This window comes from Nocardiopsis metallicus, assembly GCF_014201115.1.
Taxonomy (GTDB): Bacteria; Actinomycetota; Actinomycetes; order Streptosporangiales; family Streptosporangiaceae; genus Nocardiopsis; species Nocardiopsis metallicus.
On record NZ_JACHDO010000001.1, the window covers coordinates 2169584 to 2193529 of the forward strand.

Below are 23946 nucleotides of genomic sequence, written 5' to 3' on the forward strand. Positions count from 1 at the left end.
GGAAGGTGGGGCGCCCCGCCTTCTTCCGCGGCCTCCGGTTCCCGTAGTTTGAGCGCGTGAGCAAGGAGACCACCGCCCCGTCAGAGGACCCGAAGGCACCACCGTGCACGCCCTGGGAAGCGCTGCGGCGACCGCGCTTCCTGTGGTCGCTCTGGCCCTGGCGGAGCCTGGGCTACCTCGCCTCCACCGTGCTGACCGGGACCGTGATCGCCGCGCTGACCTCGCCGATCACCTTCCCCCTCCTCTCCCTGGGCGCGGCCCTGGAGGAGATGGTCCAAGGGCAGAACCATCCGACCTGGTTCCTGGCCGTTCTGCTCGGTCTGGGGCTGGCCCTGCTGCTGGCCTTCGGCCCCCTGGTCGCGGTCCCGGTCGCCCGGCTGGAGCGGTGGCGGATACGTCTGGTGCACCCCCGGCTGCGCAGCGGGCACCGGCCCACCGGCGAGGGCGCCCTGCGCTGGGTCCGGATCCGCTACACCGAGGCCGCGACCTGGCGGGAGTTCGCCTACCTGCTCCTGCTGGTCGTCGTCTTCGGATCCGTCAGCTGGACCGTGGTGTACCTGTTCGCGCTGATGGGCCCGTTCCTGGTCACCAGCCCGTTGATCACCGCGTTCGGCGGGACCGTCGCCCTCTTCCCGTGGGAGTTCGGCACCCCGGCGAGCACGCTCCCCCTGGTCGCCGCCGGGCTCGTCCTCCTCTTGGCCGCCCCCTACGCCGTCGCCGTCACCGCCCACGCGCAGGCCGCCCTGGCCCGCCTCCTGCTGGACGACCGCGGCACCGAGGAGCTGCGTTCGGAACTGGTGGAGGTCACCCGTTCCCGCGCCCGGCTGGTGGACGCCTTCGAGACCGAGCGCCGACGCATCGAACGCGACCTGCACGACGGCGCCCAGCAGCAACTGATCTCCCTGGCCGTGCAGGTGGGTCTGGCCCGCATGGACGCTCCGCCCGGCAGCGACATGGAACGTACCCTGGCCTCGGTCCACGCCCAGGCCAAGGAGATCATCGGCTCCCTGCGCGAGATCGTCCACGGCATCCACCCCAAGGTGCTCAGCGACCGTGGGCTGCCCGCAGCCCTACCGGAGCTGGCCGACCGCTCCGCGGTACCGGTGCGCACCCGCGTCGACCTCCCCCGGCGCCTGCCCGTGCACGTGGAGAACACCGCCTACTACGTGGCCGCCGAGTCACTCAGCAACGTCACCAAACACGCCGGGGCCACCGGGGTCCGGTTGAACGCCTGTCTCGACGGTGACACGCTGGTCCTCGAGGCCATCGACGACGGCCGGGGCGGCGCCGACCCAGACCAGGGCACCGGGCTGACCGGTCTGGCCGACCGGGTCGCCGTCGTGGGCGGCCAGATCTGGCTGTCCAGTCCCCCAGGCGGTCCCACACGGCTGCGAGCGGAGATCCCTTGTCATCCATCCGGGTAGTACTGGCCGAGGACGGCGCCCTGCTGCGCGAGGGCCTGGCCGGGCTCCTCCAGCGCTTCGGGTTCGAGGTCGCCGCCTCGGTCGGCGACGCCGAGGACCTGGTCGCGGCGGTCGAGGAGCATGAACCCGACCTCGTGGTCACCGACATCCGCATGCCGCCGGACTTCAGCGACGAGGGCCTGCGCGCCGCCGTCCGCATGCGCCGGACCCGGCCCGCCCTGCCCGTGGTGGCGCTCAGCCAGTACGTGGAGTCCAGCTACGCGGCAGAGCTCCTCGACTCCCAGAACGGACACGGCATCGGATACGTCCTGAAGGAGCGCGTGGTGGACGTCGCCGACTTCGCCGACACCCTGCGCCGCGTGCACGGCGGCGGAACGGTCATCGATCCGGCCGTCGTGCGCCAGCTCGTCCGCCGGCGCAGCACACCGCTGGAACGCCTCTCCGAACGCGAACGCGAGGTGCTGTCCCTACTCGCCGAGGGGCACTCCAACGCGCGGATCGCCCGGGACCTGGTGGTCTCCGAACCCACCGTGGGCAAGCACATCGGCAACATCCTCGCCAAACTGGACCTGCCCCCGGACGGCACCGACGTGGACCGCCGCGTGATGGCCGTCCTGACCTACCTGCGGGAACAGCCCGACTGAAGCCGCGCGAGCGGCCCGGAGAGGCGGCCAGGGCGCGCCGCGCACCCAGGACGCGCGGACAACAGCGCCCGGTCCGCCCGTCAACCGGGGAACCACGGAGCGCGTCCCAGCAGTCGAAGACCGCAAGAACTGCTCCGTGCCGCGCCCTCCACCTCAGAAGGTCCCCCATGCCCGGTTCCCCCGAGCCACCATCGATCCCGCGCTCCCGCACCGTTTGCTGCGAACCATGCGCTCACGAACGCGCTTCCAAGAGGACGAAGCCGCCCAGAACCGCATCACGACCATCGGTCTCACGATGGTCGGAGCCGTCTTCCTGCACGTGGGCGAGCAGGACGCCGATGAGAGGATGTCCGTCTTCCTGGGCACCGTCGCCGCCACCGGTGCGGCCGTTCTCGCCTTTGTCATGGTGGTCGAGCACCCGCGGTCCGAGCCGACGCTGGAACTGATCGAGGAGGGGCGGGTACTCCCCGGGGAAAACTGGCCGACACCGAACGGGATCTGCTCGTCACCGTCCAGCAGTCGGTGGACACGATCGTGGGCTCTCCCCTGAACGAACGGGAACTGCTCGACGACGCCACCCGTGTCCGGGGCGTCCTGACCGGTGTGGGATGGAGCATCGCCCGACAGCTGCGGGAACAGTCCGTGTGGCGAACGAAGATCGAGCAGACCCCCTCTCGGTGCCGCAGAGCCGGGCTGCCGCCGATCAGGCCTTCGCCGAACTCGTCGAACAGCAGCAGCGCACCATCGGCCAGATCGAGACCATCACCCGGCACGCACGACACGTCCTGGCGGCACAGGAGCGGCTCGCTGACGCGGAGGCCGCGCACCGCCTCACCCACCTGCGGTCCAGCATGAGCGAAGAGGGCGCGGGCAGTGCGGCCGCGGCGGAGTCCGACGCCTCCTGCCTCGAGTAGCTGTGCCTGGCCCGGGAAAGCGCCCGCCGGATCACCGAGCTCGCAGACCCGCCCGTACGGAGACCGCGACAGGGGCGAGAACAACCGGAAAAGTAGCCGTTACCCCCTGGGCGCCGAGCGCTGCACCCGGTAACCTGCACGTGACTGGGAGCGCTCCCAGTCTTCGGGAGGGGCATCCGGAGCCGAAAGGCACCGGGTGGTACGGGGACCGCAACGGAGGCAATCCACCGAAGGAAGGCTATGTCCCGCACACGCACAGCCATCGGAGCCGCCCTGGGCTCCGCCACGGCTCTGGTAGTAGGAGCCGCGCTGCTCGGCCTGCCGCCAGCGGCCGCTCAGGACTCCGAGTTCTACGCCAATCCCGACACCTCGGCGGCCGTCTGGGTCCAGGAGAACCCGGACGACCCCCGAGCCGAAGTGATCGGCGAGCGCATCGCCTCGACCGCACAGGCCACCTGGTTCACCCACTACAACCCGGACGAAGTCCGCGCCGAGGTGGACGCGCTGGTCGGCGATGCCCAGGCCCAGGGGCAGATCCCCATCCTGGCGGTCTACAACATCCCCGGCCGTGACTGCGGCAACCACAGCGACGGCGGGGCGCCGGACCACGACTCCTACCGCGCCTGGGTGGACGAGGTCGCCGCCGGGCTGGAGGACCGTCCCGCCACCATCGTCCTGGAACCCGACGCCCTGCCCCTGGTGAGCGGTTGCAGCGACCCCTCCGACCTCCTGGAGTCGATGGCGCACGCGGGTAAGGCGCTCATCGCGGGCTCCTCCCAGGCCCGGGTGTACTTCGACATCGGCCACTCGTCCTGGCTCTCGCCCCAGGACGCCGCCGACCTGCTCAACGGCGCCGACATCGCCAACAGCGCCCACGGTGTGTCCACCAACACCTCCAACTACAACTGGACCGACGACGAGGTGGCCTACGCCGAAGCCGTCATCTCCGCCACCGGCGTGGCCGGACTCGGGGCCGTGATCGACACCAGCCGCAACGGCAACGGCCCCGCCCCGGACGAGGAGTGGTGCGACCCGCCCGGAAGGATGATCGGCCAGCCCAGCACCACCGATACCGGAAACCCGACGATCGACGCCTTCCTGTGGACCAAGCTCCCCGGTGAGGCCGACGGCTGCATCGCCCCCGCCGGGCAGTTCGTGCCCCAGGCCGCCTACGACATGGCGGTGGACGCGCCCTGGCCCCCGAACGGGCCCGGCGACCCGGGCGAGGAGCCCACCGACCCCGGCACGGATCCGACCGATCCCCCTTCCCGTGAGGAGTGCACGGCGGAGTACCGTCTGGTCAACGACTGGGGAAGCGGGTTCCAGGCCGAGGTGACGGTCACCGCCGGCACGGACCTCACCGGTTGGGCCGTGACGTGGACCTATGACGACGGCCAGCGGGTCGACCAGGGCTGGAACACCGGTATCAGCAGCAGCGGAGCGCGGGTCACCGCCACCGACCTGGGCTGGAACGGTTCCCTCAGCGCCGGGGAGAGCACCAGCTTCGGCCTGACGGGTACCCACACCGGCAGCAACGGCGTCCCGGAGACGGAGTGTGCCGCCGCCTGACCGTTCCACGGACAGGTGACGGATGCGCTGTGAGAAGCACCCGCGCCATGAGACTCCGACAGCGGCTGGCGAAAGGGGCGGTGCGCGGTGGACCGTGCACCGCTTCTCCGGTTCCGCGCGCCCGGTAATTCGAGGTTCAGACCCGGACCAGCGCATCCGGGCCGGGCGGAGCGACGACCGGCACTTCCCGGGCGGCCGGGAACCAGGCTTCCCAGGTGAGGCCGCTGAGTTCCTCCAGCAGCCGCAGGGCCCCTCGCGCACACGGAACCTCGTCTACCGGGCCGAGTCCTGGTCGGCCCGTTCCGAAAGCGCGCGCACCAAGCACAGGAACCGTTCGATCTCCACACCCAAGGGGAGGAAGACGGCCGCGCCCCGCTACCCGAACGGCCTCCGGCCTTCGGCGTGTCCGCACGTTTACCCGCCCGGTCACCCTGGCTTCACTCCCCGGACAGCGTCGGATGCTGTGCTCAGCAGGTGTGCACCGACCGGACAAGGAGCATCCGTGAACGCACCCGCCCTGAGCGCGCTCCTGGCGGGAGCCGCGGTGGCCGCCTCGCTCGTGTGGGCACTGGTCGCGTTCAAGTACGGGCGCCCCGTCCTGGGCTCGATGCTCGGCCTGGCCGTCGTCCTCGTCGGGAGCCTGGTCGCGCACCACCTCGGGGACGAGGGCAGAACCCTGGGCCGCGGGTTCCTGCTGTCGGCCGCCCCGTCCCTGCTGTGCCTGTGGACCGTGCTGGCCTGGGCCCGCCTTGGCGAGCACACGGAGTCCGACGACACCCCCGGGATCGAGGCCGACCCATGGGGCACCGGTGGGGACTTCGACTGACCGGCAGCGAGTCGCCTCCCTCAGAGCTCCCCACCCAGGAGGCGCGAATGCCACACCCGTTCTTCCCCCAGGCCCCGCGGTGCCCCGCCCGCCAGCGGATCCGGGTTCCCGGAAAACGGGGCCCGCTGCGCCCTGTGCTCCAGCACGCGCCCGTCCTCCCGGACCTCCAGCTCCGTCTGCCTCTGCTAGCCCCTCAGGTGGCGAGGCAAGCAGGCTGCCGACTCGTTCGAGGTTCCAGAGCCCGCAGTTCAACGCTTCAGCTGCGAAAGCCAGCGCCTTCCCTGCCCCTCATCACACACGCACCGGGAGCAACCTGTCCAGGAAGCGGCCGATCGGCCGCTTGACGGCCGTAGGAGACGGGGCGGATGACAGCCGCGCGTCGCCCCGTCCGAACTCCTCCAGGTCGGGATGGGGAAAAACCAGGCCGTCCGCCGCCTTTCTACGCACGTCGATCCAATCGGTGTGCCGCGAGAGCACGTAGACCTCGATGGTGGGCAGCCTGAGGAACTTGGCGATGGAAAGTCGGTGCGCACCGCCCGTCCCGAGCAGGAAGCCGCCGTTCCTCGTGACGGAGACGGACACGTTGTTCTGGAACAGTCCACCCACGTGCTCCTCCAACTGCCACCCGGTGTCACGCAAGCGCTCGCAGACCCCGTCCAAGCGCCGGTACCGTTCGACCAGGTCCGCCCGGGTGCGACACCCATCGACTTTTCCCTGTTCACGGATAGCCCTGAGCTTGTGCTCGAACACCGGCAGGTCCTCCCAAGCGGTGTTGTTGGCGTAGCGATCGAAGACCGACTGATGAATCACCGTCTCTTCGACGGGAATGTTGCGCTTGCCCTGGTTGGCCAGATCCCAGTCGCCCTCCAGGACCCGGCCGAAGTCGTAGAGTTTCGACCCTTCTTTCTTCTTGGTATCGATGTGCCTGCGACACACCCTGGTGATTTCCAACGGATTCACGTGGATGGTGCGGCCAGGGTCGAGTGAGGCATCACCCCCAGAGGACCGAGCCTGCCGACCGGCGTAATCGAGCCATCCCCGCTTGCTGTTCCTGACACCCAAAAGAATCACTCCCAAAAGACAGGGCAACGAAGACAGTAATCACCTTCAGGAGTAAATAAAAGATGGACACGCAACCGGCCTGCAAATTTCCACCCCGACAAAAGGAACAATAATGCCAAAGCAAACAAATCCTGCATAAAAATATTTCAGCGCGCCTTCCATATCACCACCCCCTTGAGCACTATGCTCCACAGTGAAGCGCGAAGGAGAACTTGACTCAAACCCGAAAAACTGGAAAAACGATGACGGAACCAGAAGAGCGATCACTCATAAGGAAACAGGACCCACTTCCCTTCGAAGCCTTCAGAGCAAATGAGCACTGGACTCCGGCAAGACGGGACGAGGCCGATGAAGTCATGGATCTGGGGTGGAAAAACGGAATATTCCCGCGCATCGACCTGACACTCCCGATCAACTGGGATGAAAGCGCCTCAGGAAACAGGTCCTGGTCTTCAACCTTCCATTCCTGGGGATTTCTCGGCCCCGTGCTCGCCAACCATTCCCACACCGGCGAGGCACACTACCTGGTCTGGGCCGTCAACATCGCCCTGGACTGGGCCAGGCAGCACCCGGTGGTGGAACCCGACCGGAGCATGGCCTGGTACGACATGGCGATAGGTCTGCGTGCCTACAAGCTCGGCTATCTCGTGGACGCGGCGGCACGCACCGACCAGATTGACCACACATCCTTCGCGCTACTGCTGAGCTGCGCGAAGCTCCACCTGGAGGCGCTGGCGGACGCACGGTTCTTCGCCCCGCACTCAAACCACGGCTTCTACGTGGCCGCGGGCCAGATGGCCCTGGTTCGCAGGCTCCGCGGCCTACCCGGTATGGGCCCCCACCGGGAACAAGCACGTGCACGAGTGCATCAGCTGATCCAGAGCCAGTTCACTTCCACGGGTGTACATCGCGAGCACTCCCCCGACTACCACAAGATGGTGCTGAACACCTTCGAAGGCCTGGTCGCGTCGGGTCTGTTGGACAGAGCTGAGTTCGCTCCGCTCATCGACCGGATCCAGGAGGCACTGGCCTGGTTCGTGCTCCCGAACAGCCGCCTGGCCATGTTCGGGGACACGATCCACCGGGATGTTCTCCAAGAGCACCGCACCTGTGCCCTCAACCCCGCCCTCGAGTTCGTCCTGACCCAGGGCGCACACGGCAAGCCACCAGGCGACCGCTGGCGTTCCTTCGACGACGCCGGCTACTTCGTGGCGCGCGACCGCTGGCCCACCGGCCCGCAGGACTACGGGGACTGCTCCTACCTGGCCCAGACGGCGAGCTTCCACTCACGGGTGCACAAACACGCCGACGACCTCTCGATGGTCTGGTACGACAGGGGCCACGAGCTCCTCGTCGACTCGGGCAAGTTCGGCTATCCGAACCGGACCACCCCTGACAGCGAACTGGGGCGGGCGGGCTTCTACTACGCGCACCCCTCGCGTGTGTACGTGGAGTCCACCCGAGCACACAACACCGTCGAGATCGACGGCAGAAGTTACCAGCGGCGAGGGGTCAAGCCCTATGGCTCCGGACTTCTCCAGGCCGGTGAACACCAGGGCGTCCTGTACTCCGGAACCCACGTCCGGCACAACAAGACCATCCGCCACGCGCGGGTCCTGGCCTTCCGCCCGGGAGAGTGGCTGCTCGTCTACGCCTGGCTGTGGGACAACCTGGAGCAGCCCCACACCTACACACAGCGGTTCCACTTCGCTCCGGAGCTGGACCTGTGCGCGGTCGGTGCGGGTTTCGAGGCCGCTCTGCCGGACACACGACTGCACGTGGCCCCCTTGTTGCCCGCCACTCCCCTGGACCCGGTGCGGGGGCAGAACGAACCGGATCTCCTGGGGTGGATCTCCCGCCAGGACGGTGAACTCCGGCCCTGTTGGACCTCGGCCTACCAGATCAACGGAGAGGCTTCCTGTTCCATGGCCACCCTGTTGGGCTTCGGAGAGCGCGCTCCGGCCCCGGGAAGGTCGACGGCCTCTGCCAGGGGGGACGAGGTACACCTGCGCTGGTCGCAAGGGGGTGAGCACTGGGAGGTGAGCTTCGGGCGCCCGGACCGCGAGGATTTTCACTTGACCGCCGGAAGGTCCGCGGCGTCCGGGCGGACCAGCACCCTGGAGAAGCTGGCCGGTTGGCTGCGCGGCCCCCGGAGCTCCTGAGACGGGGGCCGCGCGGCTCGGACGGACCTTCAGTCAGGCGAAGGCGCCCAGACGTTCGTAGAGGTCCCGGTAGACCTGAGCGTTGCGAGCCCAGGTGCGGTGGGCCAGGACCTCCTCGTGGGCCGCCTCGACCTGCTGCTCGCGCAGACGGTCGTCCTTGGTCAGCCGTACGACCGCGTCGGCCAGGGAGACCGCGTCGCCAGCGGGCACGAGCGTGCCCGCCCGGCCGTCTGCGAGCAGCTCACGCAGAGCAGGCAGATCGCTGGCGACCACCGGTGTCCCCAGAGCCATCGCTTCGACGGGCTTCAGCGGTGTGACCAGCCTGGACACACGTGCGTCGATACGCGGCACGACCATGACATCCAGGGCAGCCTGCGCACGCAGGGCCTCCTCGGGCCCGACACTCCCGGGCAGCAGGCACAGAGCTTCGAGCCCGAGACGCTCGACCTGCTCCAGGAGTGCGGGACGTACGGCTCCGTCCCCGACGAGGAGTACACGCACGCTGTGCCCCCAGTCCCGCAAATGAACGGCCGCATCGATCAGGGTGTCGAAACCCTCGTAGTGGGTGAGACTGGAGACGGATCCGATCACGGTCTCGTCCGGTGAGATACCCAGAGCGGTCCGGTAGGCCCGGCCGTCGGGGCGGTTGCGCAGGAGGCTCTCATCGACGGCGTTGGGCGAGAGGACGATCTTCTCGGGCGCAACCCCGCGGCGGATGATCTCCTCCCGCATCGTCCGGGCGAGAGTCACGACCGCGTCGGCTTCCAGCAGAACCGAGGCCTCGCGCTCCACGAGGAGCCGGTGGCGTTCGCTGCCGCGCCGCGAGGGCGCCCCGTCGTGGGACAGCCAGGTCTCTTCCAGGAACCCACGGAGTTCGTAGACGACGGGAATACCGAGCTCGCGTCCCACGCGCAGGGCGACCGTGGCGTTCTTGTGGTCGCTGGCGGCGTGCAACACGGCGGGACGCAGACGCTTGACCAGTTCGGTGACCTCGGGGATGGCGGCGTCGATACGTTCCTGCAATCCGGGCAGAAAACTCCTCCCGGGAAGGATCCGGTGGTAAGGGATCCCGTCGACCTCACGCAGGGGAGAAGTATCGCCGTCCTCCATGGTGGGCCAGCCTGCGAAGGTCACCACGTGCGGATCAAGTCCGGCCTCCCGTTGAGCGGTGACGATCCGGTGGGTTCGTACCGTGTAACCGGCCTGTGTGTTCGGCAGGGCGTTGGTCACCAGGTGCAGGATCCGCCCAGAAACCGGTGAGAAGGCCGCCGTAGCGCGTTCGGGCAGACCGGTGATCGGGCCCAGTGCCCGGCGCTCACTCAGCATGCGGCGACGGGCGAGGTCAGCGGTGTCATCCAGCGCCGCGTAGGGAACCAGTTCGTCGACAGCCTCCTGAATCCTCCCCTCCGAATGGAGTACACCGGCCCGGTGCCGGGCCTCCTTCGCGCGCAAGGAGATTCGCATCATGTCCTGCGCCGTCATGAGCTGGTTGCCACCGTGCACCGAACGGTGGACGTCCCGGGTACGCAGATCCACGCGGTGGAGCAGGAACAGAAGGGACGCCGTACCCAGCCCGATAGCGCCCAGCGCGGCGGCTTGGAGCGCCAGCACCCACGGCAGGACACCGGTCAAGGCCAGTACTCCGGAGAGCGCGGCACAGAACAGCAGAGCCGTAGCGGCCACTGCCTTCTTCCTCATCATCAGATAACGCATGAAACCCCCGAATCGAACGCAATCTGAGAACCATAGAAAATTCGCCCTCAGATAGACATCCCAGAAACTAAAACACCCCTGAGAGGTGAGTCCGAGAGTAACCCGATGATTTCTGCAGGCGATCAATGAGGTCAACACCGGCATGGCGAGACGAAGAAGTGAAAAGAAAAGAGAGGATTTATCCTCACAAAAGAGAGAACCCGCCTGAGCACGGTCAGGGCCCTGCAGGACCTACCCGGGGCACGGGTGCCGGGTGCGGAGCGGCACCTACGCGCAAACCCCGCCTCGGCGCTACGGTTCGCGCGGTGGGAGTGGCGCATTCGGCATACGGAAGCAGCCCTCTAGCTTGAGAGCATGAACCCGACCGAGAGAATCTACTCCGCTCTGGTCAAACGCGACCGGAAGTCGGAGGAGCAGCTGCCCGACCGGGTACGCGGCGACGTCCCGCGCAACGGCCTGCGCCTGATCTGGGCCAACACCCTGCAGTCCTCCGGGGACCAGGTGGTCAACGCCTCCACCGTCCTGCCGTGGCTCTTCCACGCCCTGGGCGTCCCCGCAGCGCTGGTGGGCGCGCTGGTCCCCGTCAGGGAGGCCGGTTCGATGCTGCCGCAGGCGCTGTTGACCCCGCTGGTCCTGCGGGCCCGGTACCGCAAGCGGGTGTTCGTCACCGGCTCACTCGTCCAGGCGTGCTCGGTGGCGGTGATGGCGGGAGCGGCCGCGCTGGGCCGGGGGCTTCCGGCCGGCGCGGTCATCGTGGCCGCCCTGGCAGTGTTCTCACTGGGCCGCTGTCTTTGCTCGATCTCCTCCAAGGACGTGCAGGGACGCACCGTGCCCAGTGGAGAGCGCGGCCAGGTCAACGGCCTGGCCACGGCGGCGGCGGGGCTGGTGGCCATCACGTTGGGTCTGGGGATCCGGGTGTTCGGCGGTGACGACCTGGACCCGGCACCTCTGGCCTGGCTGTTGGGCGGCGGTGCCGCCCTGTGGGTGGGGGTGGCCTGGGTCTACGCCCGGGTCCGGGAACCGGCCGACGAACCAACCGCGAACGGGCGCGGCCCCGACTCCGGCGACCACCCGGTGCGGTGGCACGACTGGCTGGTCCAGACCTACCGGCTGCTACGCGAGGACCGTACCTTCCGGCGATTCGTCTCCGTGCGCGGTTTCCTCCTGGTCTCGGCGCTGAGCCCGCCGTTCGTGATCACCCTGGCCACCCAGTCGGGGACCACCGGCCTGTCGGGCCTGGGCGGCTACATCCTCGCTTCGGGGGTCGCCGCGTTGTTGGGCGGGCGCCTGTTCGGCCGGCTCGCCGACAGGTCGAGTCGAAAGCTGATGACGTTCGGGGCCGCGGTCGCCTCAGCCGTCATCCTCGTTCTGGTGCTGGTCGTCTCCCTGCCGGGCTTCACCGGTACGACGGCGTGGGGGTCGGCGCTGTTCATCGGCTGCTACTTCCTGCTGGCCCTGACGCACACCGGTATCCGGGTGGGGCGCAAGACCTACGTCGTCGACGTGGCCGAAGGGGACCTGCGCACGACCTACGTGGCGGTGTCGAACTCGGCGATGGGACTCATCCTGCTCGTGGTCGGCGGCGTCAGTTCGCTGTTGGCGGTGTTCGGCGTGGTGTGGGCGCTGGTCTTCCTCGCCGCGCTGGGCCTGGTCGGTGTGGTCGCCGGAGGCGGCCTGCCCGAGGTCTCCCGGGGGTAGGGCGTGTCCGGGAGCAGTACACCCCCGGGAAGCGGAACGGCAGAGGGCTTCGGAGACCAAAAGTTCACATTTCCTACTTATGCTACTTTTATTTCCCCTCGTCACCCCTTGCACCAGCTGCGGGCCTCTCCCTGTTCTGGCTACCGCACGACAGTGCGGTCTTCGGGGTGTCCCCCACCCAGGCCTGAGAGCACGATGCCGGACACCGACCAGTTGACACCATCCTCTTCCACCCCCACGGAACAGGTCTGGCCACCCGCACCCGAGGCAAGACCCGGTGTCGGCCCGAAACCCAAGGCCAAGCAGCCCAAGCCCGGCAAGATGTTCGGGCCGCGCTGCCTGGTGCCCCTGCTGGAGCTGGAGTCAGGCCAGAGGGTCCTGTTCCTCAACCATGATCAGGCACTCGCCCGCGGGGTACAGCGACGCGGGGCCGTTCCACTGAGTGTGGTGTACACCGGCCCCAAGGCGGGCAGGTCCGCCGCGGGAAGGATCCACCTGGACTCGCCGCACGCGCCGCTGCCGCTGGAGGACGCCTCCGTGGATCACATCGTGCTGGCCTCGGTCAACGCGGCGTGGTGGCGGCCCGAACGGCTGGCCGAGCTGGCAAGGGTCGCGGCCCCCGGCGCCTGCCTGCTGTTCGGTGCCGATTCCCGAGCCCGTTTCCCCCGGCGGCGGGCGGCTCAGACACCCGGCAGCGGACGACGTCTGCTGGCCGCCGCCGGTTTCACCCGCACGCAGGTCTACGGGGTCCGGCACGGTTTCCACGACCCACGATTCCTCGTGCCCCTCGATCGGGCCGGTGCGCGCTCCTGGTTCCTCGCCTCGCTCTACCCTCCGCAGAAGAACCACCACGCACGCATGGCGGCGCTGTTGGCACGCCTGCCGCGCACCCCGCTCGACCAGCTGTTCTTCCCGAACGTACTGTTCGCGGCCGAGCGTGAGCGAGGGCTCTGATGCTGAACAGGATCGTCGACGCCGTCCGTACCGGACTACCGGAATCGACGCCGCCCCAGGCGGCGGCCGCGCTGACCCCGCCCCACTCGGCGGTGGTCCTGGGCAGCCGGTGGGAGGGGCGTGTGGTCTACGCCCTGTTCGCGCCGCGCGGGCGCGTCCCCGCGGTGGTGGTCAAGGCCGACACCCACCCCGATTACCAACCGCGGCTGTACCAGGAACACGACGCCCTCGTCCGAGTCGCCGCGAATCCGGCCATGGCCGGGCTCGCTCCCCTGCCCCTGGGTGTACACCGGTGCGGAGACACGGTGGCCATGGCCCAGACCGCTCTACCCGGCACCCCGCTCAATGTGGTGTTGCGCCGACGGTTCCGGCAGAGCAGGCGCCTCAGCGCCCGTGACCATGCCAGGGCCCTGGCCTGGTTGAACACGTTCCACAGCTCCGCGTCGGAGGAGACCGCCACCGTAGGCCCAAAGGTCGTACTGGAGCGCCTGGCGCAGGTCCTGCCAGGCGGGGCGCCCGGGGCCGAGGAACTCACCCGTTGGATGACCCGCCGCGGCTCCGACCTGGGCGCCCTCACCGTTCCGGTACGTCCGCTGCACGGGGACCTGGCGCCCAGCAACTGCTTCGTGCACCGGGGCCGCGTGCGCGTGGTCGACTGGGAGGGTGCGGTGGCGCAGGGGCCGCCCCTGGCGGAGGTGCTGGTGTTCCTGAACCACTACGCCCGCGCCATCCCCGGACCTGACTCCCGGCTGCGCGATCCCCAGGAGAGGTTCCTGGAGGCGTTCTCGGGACAGGGATGGCTGAACGAGCTCACCTGGAACACCTGGCGCAGGCAACTGCGCGCCCTGGGCCTGCCCGACGAGGCCGCCGAGTACCTGTTCGTGGCCACCCTGGCGGAGCTGGCCGCCGGACAGGCCCCCACCGCGCACGCCAAGCGGTCGGGTTCACGGCGCAACTGGTCGGGCCTGCTGGCCCTGTACGCCGAACAGCGACAGACCGCGTCCGGGGAAACGGCCTCCCACGGGGGCGCACGGGTTCCGGCTGCCGCCCCCTGACCGGGGCGGCCCCGAAGCCGCCCGCCGCTCACCCAGTGAGCCGGCGGGCGGGCAGGGGCCGGGCTGACAGCACCCGCGCCCAGCGGGCACGACGCGGCGCGGCGGCCGCCGCTCAGCCGTTCATGTAGAGGTTGGAGCTCCCGCTGCTCTGGTAGCCCTCGGTCGCCAGGATCATGTAGTGGCTGAAGGAGCCCAGCTGCATTCCGGCGCCGGTCCAGGCGTCGAAGTGGTTTCCGCTGGTGATGGTCCCACCGGTGCGCGTGGACTGGCGGACGCTCCAGTACTGCGGGAACGTCTCGCTGTCACCTTCCACGGACGGGGCGTTGTAGCGCATCGTGCGGTAGAGGTCGTAGGTGCCGCCGTCGCTGTACACGGTGCCCCGGTACTCCCCCTCGGGCCGGTAGGTCCCGAAGTTGTCGACGACGTAGTACTCCACGAGCGGGTTCGAGGTCCAGCCGTACAGGCACAGGTAACCGTTGCCGGACGGGTTGAAGCTTCCGGAGTAGTTCACGCTCCTGCGGCCGCCGTTGCTCCATCCCTTGCCGCAGACGAAGTTCCCGGTATTGGTCCAGGACGTGCTGTAGTTTCCGCCGTTGCCCAGGGTCATGGACACCGAGCCGCCGCCGTCGGTCCAGAAGGAGTAGAAGTAGCCGTCGTGGGTTCCGGTCTGGTTCTCGGTGATGGTCTGCGCGTGCGCGGTACCGGGCAGCAGCAGCGAGGGCGCCGCCACCGCCAGCGCTCCGGCCCCGGTGAGGCCGATGAAGTTCCTGCGGCTGAACGGGGGTCTGGGGGTGTCGTTCACGGTCAGCTGCCTCCTAATGAGGGCCGTCGGGAAGTCGGCGGATCGCCGTGCCACGAAGTATCTGCTTCACGTTCAGCGCCGTCAATAATTTCCGGAAAATTTCGGAATGGTTAACACCCGTTAAGTTAGCATCCTGCCAGCTCACAACGCTTTTTGATGATCGAAACCATCAACCACGCCGGAACCCGGTTCCAGACACTTGCGGAACCGAAGAGGATTTCCGAAAGTTTTCGGCCGTTTCCGAGCATGAGCGGGGGCTTGGGACACCGCGAGCTGCCAGCGCCCGAGAACGCGCCTGTGGATAACCCGGTTGACCCGCTTTCACCGGCACATACTGGAAAAATGCTCTCCCCGAACGCCCGCGCCCTGCTCGGCGCGCTCCTGCGCGACCTGCCCGGCGACCGGTACGTCCTCACCCTGCACACCCGGCACGCGATGTCCACTGCCCTCGACCGCCGAAGCGAGGGCTTCGATGTCGAACACCCCGAGGTGGTGGAGCGGCTGTACACCGCCCTGTCCGCCGAAGCCCCCGCCGCCGTGATCGTGCGCACCTTCACCGACCGCCTCTCCCACACCCTGGCCGACGGGACCGCGATCCCGGTCAAGCGTGTCCTCGGCTGGCGCCTGGGAGGAGGGTCCATCACACCCGTGGACGAGGCGGAGATGTTCAACGCCCACTGTGTCGACGCGGCCTCGGGCGAGCCCACCCCGCCCGAACGCGGAGTGGAGTACACGAGCGCCCCCGGGGTGGAACTCCCGGCCTTCGAGCAGCCCTGACCGATCCTCGACCCACCGGCCCCGGCCGCGCGGCACTCACACCTGTCCCGCGAAGGTGATCTCCGGGCAGGGCTCCGCGGACTCCCGGTCGGAGAACCGGATGGTCCACTGAAGGTATTCGTCATCCTCCGCGGCGAAGCAGTCCTCCTCCCAGGCGCCGCTCTGACCCGGGGCCAAGCTGTCCGGCGGGCTGACACTGCCGCCGTAGACGGGCGCCTGGGACTCCATGAGCGGGTCTCCCACTGAGCATGCCCACGACGTCGTCCGAAGCCCCATCCGGTTCGGAGCCCGAGGAGCAGGCGGCCAGCCCGAGCGTGAGAACCACGGCGGCGGGGATCTTCGAGGTGCGCATCTTCGTCCCTGAGGAGAGTCGAGGGACGACAACCGCCCCGGAGAAACAGATCATCGGAATTCAGTACGTTGACAAGATCAACGCGAATCCAAACAGCGAAGCGTGGCAGGCACCGTCCAGCGCCCGCCACGGCGACTACTGCAGGGTCCACTCGCAGCCGCCCGAGAGCTCCAGGGCGACATCGCCCTCGGCGACCACCACGGTGCCGGGGCCCTCGATGTTGTTGTTGGAGATGATGTCGTCGAGCTCCCCGGACAGGCCGGACAGCCGGGCGTAGTAGCAGAACGGGAAGAGGTCGTCGGGGTCCGGACCGCCCGTGGAGTAGGTACCGGGCTCGATGTCGTCGCCGACCTGGTGGATTCCGTTGCCGATCGTGGCGGACACCTCCGGCTCAGGTTCCGGCTCGGACTCCGCCGCCTCCTCCTCTTCCCGGGGCTCGTCCTCGGGCGCCTCCTCCGTCTGCTCGGAGGCGTCCTCCTCGGGCTCTGTGGACTCTTCACGGACCGAGGCGTCGCCGCCCTGCCCCGAGGAGGCGTCGCCGCTGAGGACGGAGAGGCATCCGGCGAACATGAACAGGATCAGCAGGAGGCCGAGGCACCCGCCGCAGCCGGCACCGATCTTCTTGCCGGTGGACATGCCCCGCTTCGGCGGAACCGGAGCCCCCGGAGGTACGGGCGGACCGAAGGGAGGCTGCTGGGGCGTGGTCATGGTGATCTCCGGTGTGTGTAGGGGGAGGGATCGAACACCTCCAGGGCGTGCACACACAACATACATCAAATACTGTTAACGATGCCAACGCTGTTAACAAGTTCAAGTTGATCGCTGGAAACCTCCACACGGCCGGGGTCCATTGGCCATGGCGGCTCTGTGGCAGCATGAACGTGTCCGGCAGCCAGCTCGACCGGCACGTCACCAGGAGTCCCCCACTGTCCCCGCGACACAGCACACGGCCCGGCGCCGAGGCGCCGTCCACAGCGCAGCCTCTGAGTCCCGCTGCCGAAGAGGCCAGGGATCAGATTGCTCAGAGCACCGGTTTTCTGGCCATCGGAAGTCTGGTGTGCGTCGGCCTCGGAATCGCCGCCGGGCCGGGACTGGGCACCGCGTTCATCCTCGTGGCCGTGGTCGTGTTGCTGGGTTCCCTGGCGATCTACGTCCCCCTGGAACTGAGGGAACGTCGCTTCCTCAAGCACGAGGCTCAGCGCGGGCAGGCCCACGGCCAGGACTACGTCGACCCCGAGCTGCTCACCCAGCGCGATCGCGACACGCTGGTCCCGCTCCAAAGAGCGGTCGACTCGGTTCTGGCGTCGCCCCTGCACGGCTCCGGCCAGCTACTGGACACGACGCGGAACAGCGTCGTACTCCGTGACCTGGAATGGCAGATCGCCTGTGACCTGTGGAAGGCATCGCGGGCCGAGGTCGACCTCGCCGCGGTCGGCGAGCCCCGCGGCGACGGTGAGATGGCCTTGTCCGCGCACGAACGGGCCACACTGGCGATCGAGGAGATCCGTTCGGCCGTGGCCGACCGCACCGACGCGATCACTGGTTACCCCGCCCGGGTCCGACAGGCCCAGGAACGCCTGGAGGACGCGGAGCGAGCCGCGGAGTACGAGCGGATCGCCAATGACCTGTTGGCGGAAACCTCCGGCGGCACCCAGCAGGACGAGGCCCTGCGGTCTCTACTGGCGGTCCAGCAGGAGGCACTGAAGATCGCTCGGCTCCACCACGAGCTGGGGCTGTGACCCGTGAGCGGGGGTCGCTGACCGCCCGAGACGAGAACGCGCCACCAGTTACGCACGTGCGGACGGAGACAGCGACCGTTCAGGCCCTGGCCAGAGACTCCGGAGTGGGCGGGGCGGCGGTCAGCTCCTCGGGGGCGGTCAGGTACCAGGCCTCCAGGGTGAGCTCGCTGAGCTCCTCCAGCTCGATCCCGTCCAGGTGGACGACCACCCAGCCGAACCCGCCCGCGGTGAACTGCACCTCGAACACCTCGGGCCGTTCGGCGACCAGCGCGGCCTGCTCCAGCAGGGTCTGCTTGAGCCCCACCGTGGCGGTACGCGGCCACAGGTATCCGAAGGGCTTTCCGCCCACGCGGAAGGTCGTGTACCGCTCCGACTCCTTGGCCTCGCACCGCGGCAGCGCACGCGCCAACCGCAGGAACCGCTCGATCTCAACACCCGTGTCTTGCGCACCCATGGGATGAGACAACCACATTCCACCGACATCCGGCCCCCGGCCCTGTCGGCCTCAGTGGTCGCACTACGGGCGCGGGAAACCTCTGGAAACCAGGAGAAGCGACGGGCTCTACGCCAGCGCAGCCACGACCCACTGCTGGTCGCCGTACCGCGCCTGCAGCCTCCGTGTGCCTCCGGGCTCCTCCCCCAGAACACGCGTGAGCAGGACCTGGTCCTTCCCGGAGCCCCCGGAGCCTTCGCGCTCACCCCCGGTTTCCCGAAAGATCAGCACCTGCTGCGGTCGGTGCTCCACGACACGGCCCTGGTCCCAGACCTCCAGCTCCGCCTGTTCCTGCTCGCCCTCGATCGCCCTCCGGAAGCAGGCCAGGGCCACCTCGTCCGCGGACCCGTCGTAGACCCAGCGTGTGCCCAGGACGGGGTGCTCCAGGGTTCCCACGAGGTGGTCGCCGTGGTCGGGCAGGGGTGCGCCCCGATAGGTCAGCGGCAGGTGGAGGAGCCGCTCTCCGCGCCGGAGCAGGAACACCTCCACCCCGACCTCGCCTGCGGGGTCGTCGAACCTGTAGGTGCCGAGCACCTCGGTACTCCCCTGCCCCGCCCATGAACGGCCATCCAGCCACGCGCTGATCAGATCCGGTTTTCTCGGTGTGAGAGTGGCCTTGTGGATGATCGCCATGGGCACCAGTATCCACGCCGGGGCCGGGGAAGGCGCGTTCGGGCACCGGTGAACCGTTCCCCGGCCCGAGGGGGGTGGTCGGGCCGGGGGGCGGGGTCAGACGATGTTGACGTCGACGCAGACGTAGAAGGCGTTGGCGGTGTCGGCCACGTTCCAGCGGGCCAGGACGGTCTGGTGGCCGCTGTAGCCGGACAGGTCGACGTTGTGGGAGAAGTTCCACGGCGGGCGTGCACCGCCGTCGTTGAAGCTGTCGACGAGTTGGCCGTTGATGAAGTACTCCCACGTGGCGGTGGAGTGGGCGGCGGTGATCGTCCAGCTGAAGGTGGCGTTGGTGCCGACGTTGGCGACCTGCCAGCCGTAGTTGTCGTTGTCCAGCTCGGCGAAACGCGCGTTGCCGCCCGAACAGCTCATCAGGCCCTTGGGCCCCTCGACGCTCTGCGGCTCCCACCGGATTCCGCCGCACTGGACGACTCCGGCGGCGCACTGGGCCTGGCGGCTGGCGGGGGTGTCGATGTAGCCGTGCGCGTTGGCCGCACCGGCCGGCAGGAGAGCGAAGACGAGTGCGGTGGCGGCGGCCACCGCGGTGGCGGCGCGGAGCTTGCGGTTCTTCATGGGCTTCGTCCTTCTCGGGGGTCACAGGCCTCCGGGCGGGCCGGAGGCCGTAGCGGGGGGACCGGGGCCGTTCTCCAGCCCAGGACGGCTCGATTCGCGGCCACGGGGCTCGAACTCTTCCCGGTGCTCGCGAAGGGAGGTGTTCTCAGGAATTCCGAGCTGTCCCGGAATTTTCTGGACCTGTTGTCGAGCAGATTAGGCAGCCGCCAATTACCTCGTCAAGGCCTGTTTTCGCTTTGGAATCGGGTACCTTTGACAAGGTTCCTCGAATCACAAGGAGCCGTTTCCGCACTGGTACTGTCGGGCACCCGGTACCGCAATCCCCCAAACTGGAAAGACTCTTATCAGATCCCCGACTGGTCTACCGGGAGGATTTTCGGGATCTCTCCGGCGAGCACCCCGGCCGACAGTGAAAACTGTCGCCGCGGACAGATCTTCCTTCCCTTACCGCAGACGCTCCACAGCCACTGAACAGTACATCAGCGGGCACGGGAAGCCCGTGAGCGCGCACAGGACCCTCCGCGCCCCGGCACCGGACCGGTGAACACGGGCAGGAAATCCGCATGCCCGGACCCACCGGTTCACAGACGCCAAAAGCACCGACCGAGCCGTGTGCTCTTTATCTTCCTGAATGCCATTTCGGTGCTTTCGTTCGCCACCCGCCTACCAGCACTACCGGGCCTCGTGGATACGTCCGGCGTCGATTCCACCCCGGTCAACCTCTCGACCGTCGGATGCGCGGTCGCGACCGTCCTGGCCGAGGTGATTTCCGCTGCCCTACCTGCGGGAAAGGGGTCCACGCGCAGGAGCACGCGACGCCGCGAAGGAGTGAGCGCGTCATGTCCGCGGTCGCAGGAGCGGAAGCAGCGGACAGTACTCACCGATCAGGCGGCAGCCCAGCACCAGGGCGGCCACGAGTGCCGCCAGCGCGGGGGGCAGCAGACCGTAGGGGGCGGGGAGTTCCTGGGCCAGGACAAACAGGCCCATGAACAGCACGAAGATCCCGAAGACCTTGCGTAGGGCGGCTTCGGGCACTCGCGAGGTCAGCAGCGACCCGACCAGCGAGCCCGTGACAGCGAGGGCGGTGACCGCGGACACCAGGGCCCAGTCCACGCTGACGGTCGTCAGGTACCCGCCAAGCCCGGCGAAGGACTTCATCGTGATCACCAGCAGGGAGGTGCCCACGGCGGCCGGCATGGCCAGGCCGCCGAGCAACATCAGGGCGGGCACGACGAGGAAGCCGCCGCCGGCTCCGACCAGGCCGGTGACCGCCCCGACCGCCAGGCCGTCGAGGACGACACGGCGCAGGGGAAGCGTTTCGGTCTCCCCGCCTACCGGGGGCGCCTTCCTCCCGCCCCGGAGCATGGCCGCGGCGGTGGCGACCATCATCAGGGCGAAGGCGATCATCAACACGGCGCCGGGCAGGTATCCGCCCGCCACACCGCCGAGGAACGCACCCGCCATGCCCGCCGCCCCGAAGACCAGCCCGGTGCGCCAGCGGACGTTTCCCTCGCGTGCGTGCGCGAACGCGCTGACCAGGGAGGTGACGCCCACGATAAACAGGGACGCGGCTATGGCCTCCTTCGGTGCCATGCCGGCGACGTAGGTGAGGAGCGGAACCATCAGGATGGAACCGCCGCCCCCGAGCAGGCCGAGCGCGAGACCCACCACCACCGCGAGGCCAAGGACGAGGACGATCTGAAACTCCATGTTGAATCTGCTTCCATGGCTCGCGAACGCGGACGAGGGTCGATGTGACAGGAAGGGCGGGGTCGGGGCGGTGTCCTGCGGCGGTGGGGGCGGTGCCCGGCACGGCGGGCACCGCCCCCACACCTGCTCAGCGCACGGCGCTCCGCGCGGGGGCGCGCCGGTCCGATGCCTGGTCCGCCCAGGCCGGGTAGCCGCGGTCGAGTTCGACGACGTCGTATCCGGCGCGGCGCAGGGCCGAGGCAGCCACGGAGCTGCGGGCACCCGACTGGCAGTAGCTGACGATGGTGCCGTCGGCGGGCAGGACGTCGAGGTTCCACAGCACCCGGCCCGCGCTGAGCTGCCGGGAGCCGGGGATGTGCCCTTCGGCGTGTTCGGCCTTGTTACGGACGTCCAGCACCAGCGAGGCACCGGATTCGGGCATCTGCTCCGGGGTGATACGCCGCGGCACGGTGGTCGGCAGCCCTTCCGTGCTGGTGGTGTACCCGATCACATGGTCGATACCGACCCGCAGCAGGTGGTCCCGCACCCGCCGGGCCGTGTCCCCGTCGGGGGTGAACAGCACCAGCGGCCTGGTCTCGGTCTCGGGGTCGAGGGCCCACGCGCCGAAGGTGGCCGCTTTGGCCGGACCGGGGACGTTGAGCGCACCGGCCACGGTTGCCCGGTGCACCTCGGTGTGGGGCCGGGTGTCCACGAACACGATCTGGTCCTGCTCCAGGGAGCGGCCGATCCCCGCCACGGAGAGCTCGGGCGGCGGAGCCGTCGGACCCAGCACTCGCGGGCCCTCCTTGTTCTGACGTTTCATCCGCGCGAAGTAGGCGTGGGCGTCGGGCTGCCCGTCGAGCAGTTCCCGGACGAAGCCCTCCCTGTCGTCGTTCCGCAGGTAGGGCCCCCACCAGGCGTTGAGCCGCTCGTACCCGACCGTGGTGGCCGGGAGCGCGCCGAGGGCCTTGCCGCAGGCGCTGCCCGCGCCGTGCCCGGGCAGGACCTGGACGTGGTCGGGCAGTGCCAGGAAGACCTCGCGGAGGCTGGTGAAGAGCTGGTGCGCGCCCTCGAAGCGGGTGTCGACGCCTCCGGCCGCCTCGTCGAGCAGGTCGGGACGCCCCAGGTCGCCGGCGAAGACGAAGTCCCCGGAGATCAGGTAGCCAGGATCCCGGCTGAACGCCCCATCGGTGATCAGGAACGCCAGGTGTTCGGGGGTGTGTCCCGGGGTGTGGCGCGCCTGGACGGTGATGTTGCCGATGGTGATGGTGTCGCCGTCCATGAGCCGTTCGGCGTCGAAACCGTACTGCCAGTCCTGGCCGCCCTCGCCGGAGACGTACACCGCGGCTCCGGTCGCCGCGGCGAGTTCACGGGTTCCGGAGAGGTAGTCGGCGTGGATGTGGGTCTCGGTCACGGCCACGATCCGCATGCCGTGTTCGGCGGCCAGGTCGAGGTAGTCGCCGATGTCGCGGCGGGCGTCGACCACGACGGCCTCTCCTCTGGCCTGACAGCCGATGAGGTAGCCCGCCTGGGCGAGGTCGTTGTCGTAGAGGCGTTCCAGCAGCATGTCCTGCTCCTTGTCTGGTGGTGTCTGCACTGTTGCGATACTCCGGGGAGTATCCAGAAGTCAGAGGAGGGCCCTACCCGCGCCGCTCATCGGCGGGCACCGAGCCGTGTCAGGGAGTCCTCGATGTCGAGGTCGTTGCGCGGCTGGTTGTAGGGCAGCCGAGCCAGCGCCATACCCATGGCGCAGGTGTCGGTGACGGCCGCGAAGGCCAGACCCGCACCCACGAAACCGGCGACCGCCACCATCGGGGGCCACAGCAGGGAGGCGAGTACGGAGGTGAGGACGAGGCCTCCAGCGACCAGTCGGACCTGGCGCTCCAGGGCCCAGCGTCTGCGGCCGCGTTCGACGGGCGCGCCCTGGGCCTCCCAGGCGTTCATGCCGCCGTCCATCACGACCGTGTCGTCCAGACCCGCGGCGGTCAGCTTGCCCTGGCACCGCACCGCCCTGTTCCCGGACTGGCAGACCAGGACGAGGCGGCCCCCGGCGTCGGCGACGATGCGCTCCAGGTGGGCGTCCACCCGCCCCAGCGGCAGGTTGATCGCGCCGGGGATGTGGGAGCTCTCGTACTCGGCGGGTGTGCGCACGTCGACGAGCAGGGTGTGGGGGTCGGTTTCGACCAGGTGGCGTACGGAGCGCGCGTCGATGACGTGGTCACTCATGGGTCGGTTTCCTTCTTTGGTGTCGGATATTGCCTGGATACTCCGGGGGGTATCCAGTGGTCGGACGCGGGCCCCGAATCTGATGGGCCCAGGCTTCGCGACCCCCGCCCATACAGGGGGGGTATTCGGATATGAGAAGTCGGTGTCGGCCTGGAACCAGGCCAGGCCCCGGCGAACAGGTCAGCCCCGGGCGCCTGCCCCGCGGGCAGCGGTCGGCGCCCGCGGGGCTCAGGCCAGGGCCAGGAAGAGCTTCTCCAGCTCCTGCTCGGTGAGCTCGGGCTCCTCGCCGTTCTCACGCGCGGCGTTGCAGTGCCGCATGCCGCTCGCGACGATCTTGAACCCGGCCCGGTCCAGGGCGCGGGAGACCGCGGCCAGCTGCTGGAGGACGGCGGCGCAGTCCTCCCCCTCCTCCATCATCGCGATGACCCCGGAGAGCTGCCCTTGAGCGCGCTTGAGTCGTGTGATGGCGTCGCCCACCATTTCAGGCTTCATGTGGTCTCCTTTCGACCCGCACCCCCAACATACCCCCGGGTGTATCCCATTCGCCAGTCGCGTGCGTCACAGCCCAGAGGTGCCCGCCCGAACCCGGGTGCCGTCATTCA

24 protein-coding genes are annotated in these 23946 nt (G+C 68.8%); 12 read left to right on the forward strand and 12 right to left on the reverse strand.

Annotation, left to right across the window (positions count from 1 at the left end):
• Positions 1 to 56 precede the first annotated feature (56 nt).
• The 6 genes from HNR07_RS09325 (at position 57) to HNR07_RS09350 (ending at position 5377) form a co-directional block, all read left to right on the forward strand.
• Positions 57 to 1424: a sensor histidine kinase gene (locus tag HNR07_RS09325; RefSeq protein WP_184364399.1), complete on the forward strand. Its 1368-nt coding sequence runs from the start codon at positions 57 to 59 to the stop codon at positions 1422 to 1424.
• A complete protein-coding gene (locus HNR07_RS09330; RefSeq protein WP_184364401.1) occupies positions 1406 to 2068 on the forward strand; it encodes a response regulator in 663 nt (220 codons plus the stop codon). The genes HNR07_RS09325 and HNR07_RS09330 overlap by 19 nt, the downstream gene beginning before the upstream one ends.
• A 226-nt stretch (positions 2069 to 2294) precedes the next feature.
• Positions 2295 to 2618, forward strand: coding sequence for a hypothetical protein (locus HNR07_RS09335; protein WP_184364403.1), 324 nt, complete (start codon positions 2295 to 2297; stop codon positions 2616 to 2618).
• Between the two features lie 94 nt (positions 2619 to 2712).
• Entirely contained in the window at positions 2713 to 2982 is a 270-nt protein-coding gene (locus tag HNR07_RS09340) for a hypothetical protein (protein ID WP_184364405.1), read from the forward strand.
• Between the two features lie 240 nt (positions 2983 to 3222).
• Entirely contained in the window at positions 3223 to 4551 is a 1329-nt protein-coding gene (locus HNR07_RS09345) for a glycoside hydrolase family 6 protein (protein WP_184364406.1), read from the forward strand.
• A gap of 502 nt (positions 4552 to 5053) precedes the next feature.
• Positions 5054 to 5377: a hypothetical protein gene (locus HNR07_RS09350; protein WP_184364407.1), complete on the forward strand. Its 324-nt coding sequence runs from the start codon at positions 5054 to 5056 to the stop codon at positions 5375 to 5377.
• A gap of 291 nt (positions 5378 to 5668) precedes the next feature.
• Here the strand turns inward: HNR07_RS09350 and HNR07_RS09355 are convergent, their stop codons facing one another.
• Positions 5669 to 6466 (reverse strand): hypothetical protein, encoded by a 798-nt coding sequence (locus HNR07_RS09355; RefSeq protein WP_184364408.1) that lies wholly within the window; start codon positions 6464 to 6466, stop codon positions 5669 to 5671.
• A 329-nt stretch (positions 6467 to 6795) separates the two neighbouring features.
• On the opposite strand from HNR07_RS09355, the gene HNR07_RS09360 reads away from it, so the two are divergent.
• Positions 6796 to 8601 carry a heparinase II/III domain-containing protein gene (locus tag HNR07_RS09360; protein WP_184364410.1) on the forward strand — a complete coding sequence of 602 codons (1806 nt, stop codon included), beginning with the start codon at positions 6796 to 6798 and terminating at the stop codon, positions 8599 to 8601.
• A gap of 33 nt (positions 8602 to 8634) precedes the next feature.
• Here the strand turns inward: HNR07_RS09360 and HNR07_RS09365 are convergent, their stop codons facing one another.
• The gene (locus HNR07_RS09365; RefSeq protein WP_312893703.1) at positions 8635 to 10284 is read right to left on the reverse strand and encodes a glycosyltransferase family 4 protein; all 1650 of its coding nucleotides are present in this window, start codon (positions 10282 to 10284) and stop codon (positions 8635 to 8637) included.
• 384 nt (positions 10285 to 10668) lie between these two features.
• Between HNR07_RS09365 and HNR07_RS09370 the strand changes: the two genes are divergently transcribed.
• From HNR07_RS09370 to HNR07_RS09380, 3 genes are all read left to right on the forward strand, one after another.
• Positions 10669 to 12012: an MFS transporter gene (locus HNR07_RS09370; protein WP_184364412.1), complete on the forward strand. Its 1344-nt coding sequence runs from the start codon at positions 10669 to 10671 to the stop codon at positions 12010 to 12012.
• A gap of 213 nt (positions 12013 to 12225) precedes the next feature.
• Positions 12226 to 12966: a class I SAM-dependent methyltransferase gene (locus HNR07_RS09375; protein WP_184364413.1), complete on the forward strand. Its 741-nt coding sequence runs from the start codon at positions 12226 to 12228 to the stop codon at positions 12964 to 12966.
• Positions 12966 to 14021: an aminoglycoside phosphotransferase family protein gene (locus tag HNR07_RS09380; protein WP_184364415.1), complete on the forward strand. Its 1056-nt coding sequence runs from the start codon at positions 12966 to 12968 to the stop codon at positions 14019 to 14021. The genes HNR07_RS09375 and HNR07_RS09380 overlap by 1 nt, the downstream gene beginning before the upstream one ends.
• A 112-nt stretch (positions 14022 to 14133) precedes the next feature.
• Here the strand turns inward: HNR07_RS09380 and HNR07_RS09385 are convergent, their stop codons facing one another.
• On the reverse strand, positions 14134 to 14823 hold the full coding sequence (locus tag HNR07_RS09385; RefSeq protein ID WP_184364416.1) for a glycoside hydrolase family 11 protein: 690 nt from the start codon (positions 14821 to 14823) through the stop codon (positions 14134 to 14136).
• 342 nt (positions 14824 to 15165) lie between these two features.
• Here HNR07_RS09385 and HNR07_RS09390 point away from each other — a divergent pair, with 342 nt between their 5' ends.
• Positions 15166 to 15600 carry a hypothetical protein gene (locus HNR07_RS09390; RefSeq protein ID WP_184364417.1) on the forward strand — a complete coding sequence of 145 codons (435 nt, stop codon included), beginning with the start codon at positions 15166 to 15168 and terminating at the stop codon, positions 15598 to 15600.
• Between the two features lie 36 nt (positions 15601 to 15636).
• On the opposite strand, the gene HNR07_RS09395 is transcribed toward HNR07_RS09390, so the two are convergent.
• Both HNR07_RS09395 and HNR07_RS09400 read right to left on the reverse strand, forming a co-directional pair.
• Positions 15637 to 15828 (reverse strand): hypothetical protein, encoded by a 192-nt coding sequence (locus HNR07_RS09395; RefSeq protein ID WP_184364418.1) that lies wholly within the window; start codon positions 15826 to 15828, stop codon positions 15637 to 15639.
• Positions 15829 to 16087: 259 nt separating this feature from the next.
• Complete coding sequence (locus HNR07_RS09400; RefSeq protein ID WP_184364419.1) at positions 16088 to 16588, reverse strand: hypothetical protein; 501 nt, start codon at positions 16586 to 16588, stop codon at positions 16088 to 16090.
• 419 nt (positions 16589 to 17007) lie between these two features.
• On the opposite strand from HNR07_RS09400, the gene HNR07_RS09405 reads away from it, so the two are divergent.
• Positions 17008 to 17691 (forward strand): hypothetical protein, encoded by a 684-nt coding sequence (locus HNR07_RS09405; protein WP_184364421.1) that lies wholly within the window; start codon positions 17008 to 17010, stop codon positions 17689 to 17691.
• Positions 17692 to 17770: 79 nt separating this feature from the next.
• Here the strand turns inward: HNR07_RS09405 and HNR07_RS09410 are convergent, their stop codons facing one another.
• The 7 genes from HNR07_RS09410 to HNR07_RS09440 all read right to left on the reverse strand — a co-directional run bounded on the left by HNR07_RS09410 (position 17771) and on the right by HNR07_RS09440 (position 23824).
• The gene (locus HNR07_RS09410; protein WP_184364422.1) at positions 17771 to 18145 is read right to left on the reverse strand and encodes an MmcQ/YjbR family DNA-binding protein; all 375 of its coding nucleotides are present in this window, start codon (positions 18143 to 18145) and stop codon (positions 17771 to 17773) included.
• Positions 18146 to 18253: 108 nt separating this feature from the next.
• On the reverse strand, positions 18254 to 18817 hold the full coding sequence (locus HNR07_RS09415) for a maltokinase N-terminal cap-like domain-containing protein (protein ID WP_184364423.1): 564 nt from the start codon (positions 18815 to 18817) through the stop codon (positions 18254 to 18256).
• 96 nt (positions 18818 to 18913) lie between these two features.
• The gene (locus HNR07_RS09420; protein ID WP_184364424.1) at positions 18914 to 19429 is read right to left on the reverse strand and encodes a lytic polysaccharide monooxygenase auxiliary activity family 9 protein; all 516 of its coding nucleotides are present in this window, start codon (positions 19427 to 19429) and stop codon (positions 18914 to 18916) included.
• A gap of 837 nt (positions 19430 to 20266) precedes the next feature.
• Complete coding sequence (locus HNR07_RS09425; RefSeq protein WP_184364426.1) at positions 20267 to 21139, reverse strand: sulfite exporter TauE/SafE family protein; 873 nt, start codon at positions 21137 to 21139, stop codon at positions 20267 to 20269.
• Between the two features lie 127 nt (positions 21140 to 21266).
• Entirely contained in the window at positions 21267 to 22685 is a 1419-nt protein-coding gene (locus HNR07_RS09430) for an MBL fold metallo-hydrolase (protein ID WP_184371794.1), read from the reverse strand.
• Positions 22686 to 22771: 86 nt separating this feature from the next.
• On the reverse strand, positions 22772 to 23344 hold the full coding sequence (locus HNR07_RS09435) for a rhodanese-like domain-containing protein (RefSeq protein ID WP_184364427.1): 573 nt from the start codon (positions 23342 to 23344) through the stop codon (positions 22772 to 22774).
• Positions 23345 to 23572: 228 nt separating this feature from the next.
• Positions 23573 to 23824 (reverse strand): metal-sensitive transcriptional regulator, encoded by a 252-nt coding sequence (locus tag HNR07_RS09440; protein WP_184371797.1) that lies wholly within the window; start codon positions 23822 to 23824, stop codon positions 23573 to 23575.
• Positions 23825 to 23946 lie beyond the last annotated feature (122 nt).